The 13504-nt window shown below is 64.9% G+C and carries 11 protein-coding genes; 9 read left to right on the top strand and 2 right to left on the bottom strand.

Annotated elements, in window-relative coordinates:
• Positions 1 to 159 precede the first annotated feature (159 nt).
• The 9 genes from B3D39_RS04725 (at position 160) to B3D39_RS04685 (ending at position 12113) form a co-directional block, all read left to right on the top strand.
• A complete protein-coding gene (locus tag B3D39_RS04725) occupies positions 160 to 1599 on the top strand; it encodes a hypothetical protein (protein WP_274961736.1) in 1440 nt (479 codons plus the stop codon).
• A 174-nt stretch (positions 1600 to 1773) separates the two neighbouring features.
• Entirely contained in the window at positions 1774 to 4068 is a 2295-nt protein-coding gene (locus B3D39_RS04720) for a hypothetical protein (RefSeq protein WP_274961735.1), read from the top strand.
• A gap of 36 nt (positions 4069 to 4104) precedes the next feature.
• Positions 4105 to 6186: a type I secretion system permease/ATPase gene (locus tag B3D39_RS04715; protein WP_274961734.1), complete on the top strand. Its 2082-nt coding sequence runs from the start codon at positions 4105 to 4107 to the stop codon at positions 6184 to 6186.
• Positions 6183 to 7535 (top strand): HlyD family type I secretion periplasmic adaptor subunit, encoded by a 1353-nt coding sequence (locus B3D39_RS04710; protein ID WP_078571596.1) that lies wholly within the window; start codon positions 6183 to 6185, stop codon positions 7533 to 7535. The genes B3D39_RS04715 and B3D39_RS04710 overlap by 4 nt, the downstream gene beginning before the upstream one ends.
• Before the next feature lie 244 nt (positions 7536 to 7779).
• Positions 7780 to 8067 carry a FeoA family protein gene (locus B3D39_RS04705; RefSeq protein WP_078522079.1) on the top strand — a complete coding sequence of 96 codons (288 nt, stop codon included), beginning with the start codon at positions 7780 to 7782 and terminating at the stop codon, positions 8065 to 8067.
• Entirely contained in the window at positions 8064 to 9971 is a 1908-nt protein-coding gene (feoB, locus tag B3D39_RS04700; protein WP_274961733.1) for a ferrous iron transporter B, read from the top strand. The genes B3D39_RS04705 and feoB overlap by 4 nt, the downstream gene beginning before the upstream one ends.
• 117 nt (positions 9972 to 10088) lie before the next feature.
• Positions 10089 to 10736 carry a HupE/UreJ family protein gene (locus B3D39_RS04695; protein WP_274961732.1) on the top strand — a complete coding sequence of 216 codons (648 nt, stop codon included), beginning with the start codon at positions 10089 to 10091 and terminating at the stop codon, positions 10734 to 10736.
• Complete coding sequence (locus tag B3D39_RS04690) at positions 10726 to 11526, top strand: hypothetical protein (protein WP_274961731.1); 801 nt, start codon at positions 10726 to 10728, stop codon at positions 11524 to 11526. Before B3D39_RS04695 ends, B3D39_RS04690 begins: the two co-directional genes overlap by 11 nt.
• Positions 11523 to 12113: a DUF1007 family protein gene (locus tag B3D39_RS04685; protein WP_274961730.1), complete on the top strand. Its 591-nt coding sequence runs from the start codon at positions 11523 to 11525 to the stop codon at positions 12111 to 12113. The genes B3D39_RS04690 and B3D39_RS04685 overlap by 4 nt, the downstream gene beginning before the upstream one ends.
• Positions 12114 to 12191: 78 nt before the next feature.
• Here the strand turns inward: B3D39_RS04685 and B3D39_RS04680 are convergent, their stop codons facing one another.
• A complete protein-coding gene (locus B3D39_RS04680) occupies positions 12192 to 13307 on the bottom strand; it encodes a CaiB/BaiF CoA transferase family protein (RefSeq protein WP_274961729.1) in 1116 nt (371 codons plus the stop codon).
• Positions 13307 to 13504: acyl-CoA dehydrogenase family protein (locus B3D39_RS04675; RefSeq protein WP_286789421.1), on the bottom strand; the 198-nt coding region annotated here is incomplete at its 5' end. The genes B3D39_RS04675 and B3D39_RS04680, both read right to left, overlap by 1 nt.

Below are 13504 nucleotides of genomic sequence, written 5' to 3'. Positions count from 1 at the left end.
CCCACCTGCGAATCGCTCGATTCGGGGATCGGGATCGGGGTGCCGAGCGGTTGGGGAAGCGGACATTCACCGGGGCGAAAGCCCTTAATCACGAAGGTCCGACAATATCCGTTTTAGACAGAGTGACGGATCCCGGACCGATCAACTGGGAGAAGACAAATGGTATTTAGAAATAACTTGTTCGATCCGAGCATTCAGGTGCAGGGTCAAAATCAGGACCAGACCGAAGCTCAGGGCCAGGCTCAGGCCGAAATGCAGGGTCAGGGCCAGGGCCAGGGCCAGTACCAGCACTCGACCACCGAGAACAGCAGCGACTCCGGTTCGCTGGCGGGATCGGGCGCTGGCAGCCTTGCGGGTTCGGGCGCGATGTCGGGAGCTGGTGCCGGTGCGCTTGCGGGCTCCGGCTCGAACAGCGATTCCGGCTCGCATAGCGGTTCGCATGCAGGGGCTGGCGCTCATAGCTCCAGCGACAACACGAATATGAACGGCAACGGCAACCTCAATGCCAATGCGAACCTCAATGCGAACCTGACCGCTGTCGATGTTCAGGTCGGTCTGAACCTCGACGGCTACGAGCCGTCCGATGACGACTTTGCCGATTTCGATCTGAGCGGCTCCGCGAGCGTCGGCGATGTTCTGATGGCCGATGGCAACATGAACTACGCCTATGATCCCGGCGATGACATGAACTTTACCGACGTGCTCAACGGCGCGGGTAACGACAACATGCTCATCAACGCGCAGTCGAACAGCCTGAACGACAACGACACGCTGAGCAATCCGAGCGTTTCCAACGAAGCGAATTTCCAGGTCGACGCTACGATCAAGGACAATTCGGCAGAGGCGGATGACGGGATCGACGCGGCCTCCGAAGGCGGCGACGGTGCCGAAGATGTCGGCTCGACCGGTGGCGCTGCACTTGCCGGTGGCGGTATCGCCCTGTCGGGCGGCGGCGTGTCGATCGCGGCCTCGGACACCGAGGGTGAAGGCGATGACGGCGGTGACGGCGGCGCAGGCTTCGGTCTCGGCGTCGGGCTGGGTGTGGGCGCCTCGGGTGCCGCAGCGCAAGACGGCGGCGCCGGTGCGATCGCTGGCGGCGGCGACACGGGTAGCCTGGACATCCTTCCGATCATTTCGCCGGAACTGGCGACGGGCGGCGATGCCGGTGCGATGGAGTTCGGCGGCGCGACCGCAGGCTCGATGGGCGTCGGCCATGGTATGGGCCTCGGCGCTGGTGAAGGCGGCAACGGCGGTGCTGGCGGCGACGGCTACGGCTGGTCCTCGACCGGTTCGCACGCCTCGGGCGGCGGTTCCTGGGCGACGGGCGGCTATGCTGGCGGCGGTAACGGCGGTGGCGACGTCACCGCAGGCGGCGGCGGCAATGGCGGCAGCCTCGGCAACTGGGGCTCGGGCAATGGCGATGATGGTATCGTCACCGGCCAGTCCTACGCCGATGCGAGCGCGGCCATCGACACCACCGCGTTCAACCAGTCGATCGTGATGGGTGCCAACATCCTCGGCAACGCCGTGGATACCACCGTGGTCGGTGGCTCGCTGTCCTCGACCTATATCGGCGACGACGACACCACCGGGGCATAAGCTCCTGCGCGGCGCGCCTCCCCGGAGGCGCGCCGCATCTCATTCCCGGCGTTTCACATCGCATCACGCCCGGACCTGACCTCGGCGGCATTCGCCCGCCGGATGCGATGAACCGACAGTCTGACGACCCGCATCCAAGCGCGGGTCTCCAGCGTCATGAAGGGGGGAAGTAAGATGCTTGACCGGCAGACCGAAATCATCGCCCATTTCATCGGTGCCTTCAATCAGACGACCGAGACCTATGTCGCCCGACAGGAATACGACGCCTTCCGCGCGCTGCAGGCCTCCACGCCTGCTCCGGGGGTTTTGCTCTCCGTCACCGTCAACGTCGACTCGAATTACCTGCTCGGAGATTTCGATCCGGCGCTGCAGCTGAGACTGCCACTGGCGCCGCCGCCCGGCGCGCCCTGGCTTCCCTTCGTCGACGATTACCAGTTGCGCGACATCGCACCGCCCGGGTTGCCGCCCGGCCAGTTCGCGATCCCGCCCTATGATTTTCCGCCAGTTCCGGTGCCGTTTCAGGTGTTTCTCGGAATGGCCCCGCCCTCCTCGGTGCTCCACATCACCTCGCAGATCAACACGCTGAACGATCATGACGTGCTCTACGACAAGCCCTTCATGATGCCGGCGGAGCTGATGGACGAATATGGCCCGGAGGCCTCCGCGTCTAAGCTGATGGCGCTGGCCGATTATGCCGATGCGCTGACGGTGAGCACCGCGCCTGTGGGCACGACCATCGAAGCGCAGACAGAGACGCTGATGGCCCAGATCGAAGCGCTCGATCCCGAGGCCGTGCCCGGCGGCGCAACGGCTGCGATGTTCCGTAGCGAGACGATCTTCGCCGCGCCCGCCGACACCGATGCGGAAGACGAAGCAGGAGCGGGCGCTTCCGATCCTGACACCATGACCGAGCTGGAAAACGAAAGCCTCGAAGACGGTGAAGCGGAAGCCTCCTCCCCCCTTCCGCCCGCCTTCTCCGGCAAAGTGGTGTTCGACGGACAGCTCATGGACGAGATGCCCGAGACGCTGACGCTGCGTCTGGAAGCGCGCGATCCGTCTGAGGACGAGGATGCACCGCTTGGCGAAGGTGTGGTCGAGGTCGAGATCGACGGGATCGGCGGCGAAGACGGGGCCGCCGGGCTGGTCCAAAGCCCCGACATGCCCGTTGATCCGGCTGGCTTGGCGCTGGAAATCGTGCAGAGCCTGAGCACCGGCAACAACCTTCTGCTGAACCAGTCGCAGGCGGTGCATGACTGGCTCGATGCGCCGGTCATCGCAGTGGGCGGGTCGATGACCTCGCTCTCGGTGATCTCGCAGGTCAACGTGCTGCGCGACGTGGATATGAAGCTCGGACTGGGCCATCACGGCACCGGAAACAGCGCTGGCGGGAACGGCCTCGGAAACGCGGAGGGCTATGATCCGCTCGCCTCACAGGCTCACAACGTCGCAGTCTACACCCAAGAGGCCAATCCCGCGAACTTCCTCAATCTCGTCATGCCGGCTGGCAGCAGCCTGATCGCAATGACGGCAATTCGCGGCGACCTGATCATCGATAACCATACGACGCAGGTGAACGCGGTCTCCGACGGGGATCTGGTGAGCTTCGAATTCGGCTCCTATTCCGCCGAGATCGTGATGGGCGACAACTCGACCGTCAATCTGCAGCTGCTGCTGGAAATCGGTTCGCAGTTCGATATGATCATGATCGGCGGCAACATGTACGAGATCGCGCAGCTCGAGCAGATCAACGTGCTGCTCGACGACGATCTGGTGATGAGCGGATCTGGCGGCGTCGGGCATGGCGGCGCGGGCCATGTGTCGAGCGAGGATAACCTTCTGTGGAACGAGGCGCATCTGACCAAGGTGGGCATCGACCAGTACATGGAGATGGACGCGCAATATCAGAGCGTCCTCGACCAGCTTGCCAAGATTTACGGCGGCCTCGGTCCTAACGCGGGCGAAGACGGTTCGATGCCTCCGGGCGCGGCCTTCGACGCGGTCGAAGGGCTTCTGGGCGATGAGCTTCTGGGCGGCCAGATGGCGCTGCGGGTGCTCTATATCGAGGGCGACCTCATCATCCGGGACAACTTCACCCAGATCAACATTCTCGATGACGCCGACCTGATTTCGATCGACGGGCCGGGCGAGTTCGGCGTCGAGGCTGGCGGCAACACGCTTGGCAATGTCGCGTCGCTGACCGTCGCGGGTGTCGACAGCACGATCATGGCCGCCGATGGCGTCTATTCCGACGCGGTGATCTGGCAGGCGGGCATGATGGATGACGGCAGCGGTGATCCTCTGGGTCCGACGAGTTCCAGCGAAGGGGCGCTCGCCTCGGAGGCAGTCGCCTTCCTCGCGGACGGGATGATCGAGAACACGCCGAATTACGACGATGAGGAATTCCAGGTGCATCCGGGCTCCCACGGGGGAAGCGGGTCGCTCGATGCATTGCACACGGTTCTGGCCTGACGGGGGCGCGGAACTACACATACTAGGGGAACTTCGATGAAAGACAGGACTGACGACGCCGCCGGGGGGCAGGCGCACCGCCAAGATGGTCATGACGCGATGGCTCAGAACGAGGACCGGCCAGAGGTCGATCCGACAGACAAACGGCAGGCGGAAGCCACCACGGGAGACAGTCCCGAAGCGGAGACGCAAGCCGAAGAGACCGGCGCGGAGGGGACTGTCGAAACAGTCGCCGCCCGGACGGAGGGTGGTGCTGACACCCAAAAGGAGGCGGGTCGTGTCCCCGCGCAAAATGCCTCCGGCTCCCCACCGGCACCACCCTCCACTCCAACCTTTCACAAGCGCCTCGGTCCGGTGGATTTCACCCGAACACTGCATGACATGAAAAAGCGCCTGCGCGCGAACATTGCCTTCGTCGCTCTGATGACCTGCGCCACGAATATCCTGATCCTCGCGGTGCCGATCTATCTGTTCCAGATTTCCGACCGGGTCTTCACCTCGCGCTCGACCGATACGCTGGTGATGCTGACCATCGTGATCGTCGGGGCGATCGTGGTGCAGACGCTGCTCGACGCGGTGCGACGGCTGGTGCTGATGCGCTCGGCGGTGGACGTGGCTGCCCGTCTGGGCGCGCCGGTTCTGTCGGCGGCGGCGCAGGCCTCGCTGCATTCCAACGGACGCGAATATCAGGTTCTGGGCGATCTCAACGCGCTGCGGAGCTTCCTCGTATCTGGCACGCTTCTGTCCTTTCTGGACGTGCCCTTCACACCGATCTTCGTGCTCGCAGTCTTCCTGATCCACCCGCATCTCGGCACGATCGTGGTCATCACCGCACTGATCCTGATGGTCTTCGCCTGGATCAACCAGAAGATCACCTCGGAGGGCTTCCGCCGCGCCAATATCGCGCAGACCAAGGCGAACCTTCATCTCGAGTCGATGTCGCGCAACAGCCAGATCATCAACGCGATGGCGATGATCCCCGAGGCCGTGTCGATCTGGGGCCGCGATACCGCCGCCTCGCTGCGCGCACAGACCGAGGCGCAGGACCGCAACGTCTTCACCGCCTCCGCCTCGCGGATGTTCCGCCTGTTCACCCAGATCGGGATGCTCGGCTGGGGCGCCTATCTCGCGCTCGACGGGCAGATTACCGGCGGTATGGTGATCGCCGCCTCGATCGTGGCGGGCCGCGCGCTCGCGCCGATCGAAGGGGCGATCGAGGGCTGGAACTCGTTCCTGCTGGCACGCGGTGCCTATGACCGGGTCGGCCAGCTTCTGGCTTCGGCCAAGACCCGCAACGACAAGCTGCGCCTGCCCAAGGTCGAGGGGCGGCTCGACATCGAGCGTCTCCTCTATGTCCCGCAGGGCACCAAACATGTCGTGCTGAACGCGCTGACCTTCTCGCTCGCGCCGGGCGATCAGCTGGCGATCATCGGCAATTCGGGTGCGGGAAAGACGACGCTCGGCAAGATGCTGGTGGGATCGGTCCTGCCGACCTCGGGCGCTGTGCGGCTGGATCTGATGGACATCCGCAACTGGGACCCGCGGCAATTCGGGGAATGCATCGGCTATCTGCCGCAGGACGTGCAGCTCTTCCCGGGCACGATCAAGCAAAACATCGCCCGGATGCGCGAGGATGCGAGCGACGCCGCGATCCACCGCGCCGCCGCGCTCGCCGATGTGCATGAGATGATCGCCTCGCTGCCGCAGGGTTACGAGACGGTCGTGGCCTCCGACGGCTCACCGCTCTCGGGCGGGCAGAAACAGCGGATCGGTCTGGCCCGCGCCTTCTTCGGCGATCCGAAATTCGTGGTGCTGGACGAGCCGAACTCGAACCTCGACACCCAAGGCGATGCGGCTCTCGTGCGCGCGCTCGGCCATGCGAAGGCGAACGGGATCACGGTGGTCGTGGTCACGCAGAAACCCTCGCTGCTCAGCGCGGTCGACAAGATCATGCTGCTCAATGACGGCAATATCGCGATGTTCGGCTGGCGCGATCAGATGCTGGCGGAACTGGAGCGGCGCAAGCAGGCCAAGACTCAACAGGTCCAGCAACAGCGCGCCGCGGCCCAACCCGCCACCACCGCCGCCAACGCACCCATGCAAGGAGCGCCGGCATGACACTCCTTCTGACCAACCCGATCCAATCTGCCGAAACCCGCGACTGGTCGACCGAGGTTCCGCGCAACATCAAGACGCTCGTCATCGTCGGCCTGACGATCTTCGCGATGGCCTTCGGAGGCTTCGGTGTCTGGGCCTTCAGCGCACCGCTCGCCGCCGCCGTGATGGCGCCGGGCTCGTTCGTGGCCACGGGCCGCAACAAGATGATCCAGCACCTCGAAGGCGGGATCATCAAGGAGATCAACGTCTCCGAGGGCGATTTCGTCACCGCAGGACAACCGCTCCTGCGTCTCGACGAAACCTCGGCTCTGGCCAATGAACGTGCGCTGTTTCTGCGCCGTGCGCGACTGACCTCGATGGAGGCTCGTATTCAGGCCGAATATGACGGCTGGCGCGAACTGGTCTTCCCGGAATGGCTTCAAGAGGCCCGGCGCGATGCGGAGATCGCCGCGATGATGGACTCGCAGCGCCTCGCCTTCGAGGTGACACGGGCGAAAGTACAGAGCGAGCTGGACCTTCTGGCCCGCAACATCGCCGCCATGGAAAGCCGCGCGGAAGGCTATCGCGCGCAGCTGACCGCCACGGAGGCCCAGCGCGACCTGCTGGCCCAGGACCATGAGAGCAAGGCGAAACTCTACGAGAGCGGCCTGATCCGGCGGACCGAACTGAACGCCCTGCTGCGCGCTCTGGCCGATGCGGAGGGGCAGATCGGACGCCTCAAGGCAGAGATCGGCGAGAGCGAGGAGATGCGCGCGAAATATCAGGCGCAGACCACGCAGACGATCGAAACCCACAAGCAGGCCGCGCTCGACGAGCTGGAGACCGTGCAGGCGGAGCTGGATTCCGTGCGCGAACAAGAGCGCAAGGCCACCTCCATCCTGAAGCGCGTCGTGATCGACAGCCCCGTTTCCGGGACCGTGGTGCGGCTGAACTATTCCGGCGCGGGCGGCGTGATCGAAGCGGGCAAGGTGATCGCCGAGATCTTGCCCTCGGAAGCACCGCTCATCATCGAGACGATGATCGCACGCACCGATATCGACGCGATCAAGGTCGGACAGGAGGCCTCGGTGCGGCTGTCAGCGCTCAACCAGCGCACGACGCCGATCCTGATCGGAGAGGTCTATTACATCTCCGCCGACGCGATCGTGGAGCGCTCGGGCGAACATCCGCGCGAGGTCTATATCGCGCGCATCCGCCTGCCCGCCTCGGAACTGCGCCGCGTGCCGGGCTTCGCGCCGATGCCGGGGATGCCGGTCGAAGTGATGATCCAGACCGCGTCGCGAACCTTCGCCCAATACATCGCGAAACCGGTGGTGGATTCGATGAACCGCGCTTTCCGCGAGCATTGAGGGGTCGATCCGGCGGAAAACCGGCCTGAAGGCGTCGCTCCCAAGGGGGCGGCGCCTTTCCATATGAAAACAATCTTTTCAGCCACTTATCCTACAATTTAGAGTCCTTCTAAATTCCTGACTAAAATAATCGATCACGAAGGCGGGAAAATACCAGACTTCATTTGTCAGAGATCAATTTCCAGACTATCTCCAATCTGTAGGAAGCGAAGACCAACTCGCGACCCATCACGGAGGTGCCCTCATGAAGGCCAGCCCTATCGAGAACGAAACCTGCAAATGCGCGCTGCCGCTTGGCCAGTGCCGTCGTGGGTTCCGGGGCACTCTGGTATCGGTCTGCCCGCTCGCCGGGAATGACGGCTATGACGCGGACGAGTTGGAACTGCGCCTGCTGGAGCTTGGCTTCATCGAGGGCGCTTCGGTCCACATCCTTCACGAAGGTCCGTTCGGGCGCGATCCGATCGCGGTGCGCGTGAACGACACCACCGTCGCTCTGCGGCGTGCCGAGGCGATGGCCATCCTCGCGGAATGACGTCGGCACCTGCCATAAACCAGCCCAAAGCAGCCCAGACCGACCCCGACGCCCAGCCGATCGAGGCGGCGCTTGTCGGTGCGCCCAATTGCGGCAAGACGGCGCTGTTCAACGCGATGACCGGCGCGACGCAGAAGGTCGGCAATTATTCCGGCGTGACCGTGGAGCGCAAAGTCGGCGTGGCGACCACGCCTGCGGGCCGCAAGTTCGCCCTGATCGACCTGCCCGGCACCCATTCCTTGCGCGCCCGCTCCCCCGATGAGGAAGTCACCCGCGACGTGCTGCTGGGCCAGCGCCCGGGCGAGCGTGTCCCCGACATGATCCTCGCCGTAGGCGATGCGACCAATCTCCGCGGCGCGCTGCGTCTGGTGTCCGAGCTGAAGAAGATCGGCCTGCCGATCGTGATGATCCTCAACATGATCGATATCGCGCGCCATCGCGGCTTGCAGATCGACCATGTCGCGCTGAGCGAGGAGCTGGGCATCCCGGTGATCCCGGCCACCGCAGTGCGTCGCGGCGGGCTGGACGAGCTGTGGTCCGCAGTCGACCCGATGCTGGAAGCCGGTCTCGACGCACCGCAACCGTCAAGCTGGGCCGTGCCGAGCACCCATGACATGCGGGTCTCGATGCGCGAGGCGGAACGGCTGGTGAAGACCCATGTGATCCAGCCGCCAGAGCCGGACACGGTCTCTGCCAAAATCGACCGCGTCGTGCTGCACCCGATCGCCGGGCCGATCATCCTGCTCGCGATCCTCTTCGTGATGTTTCAGGCGGTCTTCTCCTGGGCCGCGCCGTTCATGGATGCGATCGACTGGGCGTTTACCTCCGTTGGCGGGGCGGTGACGCAGCTGCTGCCGGACGGGCTGATCCAGAGCTTCATCGCGGACGGGCTGATCGCGGGCATCGGCTCGGTCATCATCTTCCTGCCGCAGATCCTGTTCACCTTCCTTTTCATCCTGCTTCTGGAAGATTTCGGCTACATGGCGCGGGCCGCCTTCCTGATGGACCGGATCATGGGGCGCGCGGGGCTGAACGGGCGCGCCTTCATCCCGCTCCTGTCGAGCTTTGCCTGCGCGATCCCCGGCATCATGGCCGCGCGGGTGATCGACAATAAACGCGACCGGCTGACGACGATCCTCGTGGCGCCGCTGATGACCTGCTCGGCGCGCATTCCCGTCTATACGCTGATCATCGCGGCCTTCATCCCGAACACGAAGGTCCTCGACGGGCTGAGCCTGCAGGGGCTGGTGATGTTCGGCCTCTATGCGGCGGGCGTCTTCTCGGTCCTCGCGGTGGCCTTCGTCGCGCGCTACCTTTTCGCCCGCGAAGAGCGGTCGGCCCCGCTGATGCTCGACCTGCCCGACTACAAAACGCCGATCCTGCGCAATATCGCGCTGGGGCTTTACCAGCGTGCGCGGGTCTTCCTGCGCCGCGCGGGCACGGTGATCTTCTGGGCGATGGTCGTGATCTGGTTCCTGTCGACCTTCCCGATGGCCCCAGAAGGCGCGACGGAGCCCGCAATCAACTACTCCTTCGCCGCGATCATCGGCCATTTCGTCGCCCCGATCCTGCATCCGCTGGGCTTCGACTGGCATATCGCGGTGGCGCTGGTGCCAGGTATGGCCGCGCGCGAAGTCGCCGTGGCCGGGCTTGCGACGGTCTACGCGGTAGGCGGCGAGAACGGGCTGATCCACACGCTCTCCGATCAATGGAGCCTCGGCACCGCGCTGGCGCTGCTCGCATGGTATATCTTCGCGCCGCAATGCATCTCCACGCTGGCGGTGATCCGGCGCGAGGCAGGTTCGGCGAAATGGATGTGGGTCGCCGTGGTCTACATGTTCGCGCTGGCCTATCTCGCGGCCTTCGCGACCTATCAGATTTCCGCGCTGCTCGGCGCGGGCTGAACCTCCAGCCGAGCCCCTTCAATCGATGGTGAGGCGCGGTGAGCCATTTGCCGCCTTGAGTTTCGCGTCCCGATCCGGAAGATGCCGCCCAACAATCACGGGACAGAGAACCATCGCATGATCCATCGCCGCCTCGCCGCCCTCACGGGCCTCGTCGCCCTGATGCTGCCGCAGGTGGCTGCCGCCCATATCACCGCGACCGGCTCGGGCGGGTTCACCGCGGGGTTCGAGCATCCGCTCTCGGGATATGACCATTTCCTCGCGATGTTCGCCGTGGGCCTCTGGGGCGCGCAGATGGGCGGGCGGCAGGTCTGGCAATTGCCGGTGACCTTCCCGCTGATCATGGTCGTGGGCGGCGTGATCGGCATTCTCGGCCTGCCGTTGCCGGGGATCGAGATCGGGATCGCCCTGTCGATCGTGGTGCTCGGCCTCGCCATCGCCGCCGGGTGGAAACCCTACGAATGGGTCGCGCTGGCGATCATCTCGGTCTTCGCGCTCTATCACGGCTATGCGCATGGGGCGGAACTGCCGCTCGCCGCCGACCCGGCCGATTTCGCGATCGGCTTCGTGCTGGCGACCGGGATGATCCACGTGATCGGCGTCGGCGTGGGGCTCCTGCTCGAGCCGATCCGGGGCGGGCAACTCTCGCGCGGGCTGGGTGCGATCATCGCGGTGGTCGGGCTCGGCTTCCTTGCGCTGGCGCTAGGTTACCTGCAATCTCAGCTTGGGTTCCTGCAAGGTGGGCTAAGCCTCTTTGGCCATTGACGTATCGCATAACCGTTCCGGTCTCGGCTGGCTGCGTCACCTCTGGGTGCTGGCCGGGCTGACCGCCCTGATCGTGCTGGCGGTGATCCCGCCTGCGGACCGCGGCGAGACCGGCGCATGGCTGATCCGCGATGCGGTCGCGATCGAGCGTCTCTTTCCGCTCTTCGGCTTCGGGATCGCGCTGGCCTTGGTCGGGCGGCGCGCGGCGCTGATTGCGGCGCTCCTTTGGGCCATCGGGATCGCGCTCGGCTTCACCTTCCGCATCGAGCTGATGGCCGCGTTGCAACAACTCCCCGGCGCGATCACGCATCACTTCCTGACCATGCCGATCTCGGCAATCGCCATCGGCGCGACGCTCGCGCTGGGGCGCTGGTCGCGGCCCGCGCTGATCGTGCCTGCGGGATTTGTTCTGGGGGTAATGTATGCGCTCTCGGTGAAGCTGTCCGACCCGAGCTATGGCGGAAGACCGTGGGTCTTCCTCGCCGGGATCGGGTTGGGAGTCTGGCTGATCGGCGCGGTCTATCTGGTGCTGCGCAGCTGGCAGGCGCGCTGGTTCGAGATCGCGGGCCGGATCGTCGGCAGCTGGCTGGTCGCGATCGGGCTACTCTATGGCGGGGTCGCGCTGATGGGCGGCAAGCTGAAGCCAAAGAATGCCGATCCGTCGACAGCCGCCTCCGAGAACGCGCCCGCCGCAGATGCTGCCGTCCCCGAGGCCGATGCTTTCCCGAGCTTCGGCGCGCCACCGCCCGCCGCCCCGCCGGGCAGCAAGAAACCGGATTTCCAGCCATGATCCGTCCTGCCGCTTTCGCCCTCGCCGCCCTGATCGGACTCGCGCCGGGATTGGCCGCAGCCCACCCGGAAGACGAAATCCTGATCCGCCTGCTCGTCGGCATGGAGAGCGGCAAGGTCACCCATATCGGCGAAAGCTGGACCTTCGATCCGACCGTTTCGGACTGGCTGATCCAGACCTTCGACAAGAATGGCGACGGAGCCTTCACCGGGGACGAGCTTGCGCCGCTGCAAGACGCGGCGAAGCAGAATTCGGAAGGCTCGTTCTTCTACACCCGGTTCTGGAAAGGGGCCGAGCAACTGCCCGACCCGCAAATCTACGGTTTTCAGGCGACAGTGAAGGACGGGGCCGTCACGATGGCCTTCGCGCTCGCCCTGCCCCAAGCCGAGAACCCGAACGATCTGCGCATCGAGATGTATGACCCCGAGAACCTGACCGGTCTGGTGCCGGTAAAATCGAACCCGGTGGTGATCCGGGGGCTGGCCGACGGCGCGACCTGCGTGCCGAACGTGTCGGTCAACCAACCGGATGTGCATGGCGGGCCGGACAATATTCCGATCGCGCTGACGCTGGCTTGTAAGGGGTGACGCCCGCGCGCGCTGGCGTGCAAAACGTAAGTCGGGAGGGGGCGCTGCCCCCGGGATATTTTCGCCAAGAGGAAGAGGCTAGTCGGCCTGTAGCTTCGGCGCGGGTTTCGGATCGGCAAGCGGCGTGTCCGAGAAACGGATCGGCGTGCGGATGCCGGGGATACCCTCGGCCTCGATCCGCATCCCCCGCGCCTCAACCTGCGGGTCGGCGAAGACCTGATCTACGGAGTTGATCGGGCCCGCGGGAACGGTCGCCTTTTCGAGCGCGGCGAGCAGATCGGCGCGCGGCCATTGGGCGAGCGCAGGCAGGAGCGTTTCGCGCATTGCCGCGCGATTGGCGACGCGGGCCTCATTCGTGGCGAAGTCAGGGTTGGCTGCGAGGTCGAGGTCCAGCACCTCGCAAAGCCGCTTGAACTGCCCGTCATTGCCGACTGCGAGGATCAGATCGTCATCCTTGGCACTGACGACCTCGTAGGGCGCGATGTTGGGATGGGCATTGCCCAGCCGATGCGGCGCATTGCCGGTCGCGAGGAAGTTCATCCCCTGATTGGCGAGCACGCCCACCGCGCAATCCAGAAGCGCCATATCGACCATCTGCCCGCGCCCGGTGCGCGCCCGCGCGGCCAGCGCCGCCTGAATGCCGATCACCGCGTAAAGCCCGGTGAAGATGTCGGCGAAGGCGACACCCACCTTTTGCGGCTGGCCTTGCGGGTCGCCGGTCAGGTCCATCCAGCCCGCCATTCCCTGGATCAGGAAGTCGTAACCCGCGCGGCTGGCATAAGGGCCGTCCTGCCCGAAGCCGGTGATCGAGCAATAGACGAGACGCGGGTTGATCGCCGAAAGGCTCTCGTAATCGAGCCCGTATTTCTTGAGCCCGCCGAGCTTGAAGTTCTCGATCACCACATCGGCGTCCTTGACCAGATCGCGCACGATCTTCTGGCCTTCTTCGGTACGAAAATCGGCCACGACCGAAATCTTCCCGCGATTGGTGGCGTGGAAATAGGCCGCCGAGCGCCCCTCCGGCCCGTCGCCTTCGCGGGCGATGAAGGGCGGGCCCCAGCGGCGGGTATCGTCGCCTTCGGGCGCTTCGACCTTGATGACCTCGGCGCCGAGATCGGCCAGCACCTGACCGGCCCAGGGACCGGCCAGAATGCGTGCCAGCTCGACGACTTTCACACCTTCCAGCGGGGCCATCAGAAGAAGGCCTGCAGGCCCGTTTGCGCACGGCCCAGGATCAGCGCGTGGACGTCATGGGTGCCCTCATAGGTATTCACCGTCTCGAGATTGACCATGTGGCGGATCACCTGAAACTCGCCCGAAATCCCGTTGCCGCCATGCATGTCGCGGGCCATCCGCGCGATATCCAGCGCCTTGCCGCAATTGTTGCGCTT

The organism is Thioclava sp. UBA3469, from assembly GCF_002378135.1.
GTDB classification, from domain to species: domain Bacteria; phylum Pseudomonadota; class Alphaproteobacteria; order Rhodobacterales; family Rhodobacteraceae; genus Thioclava; species Thioclava sediminum.
Note: the sequence above shows the minus strand (reverse complement) of the source record. Positions and strands in the feature narration are given on the sequence as shown.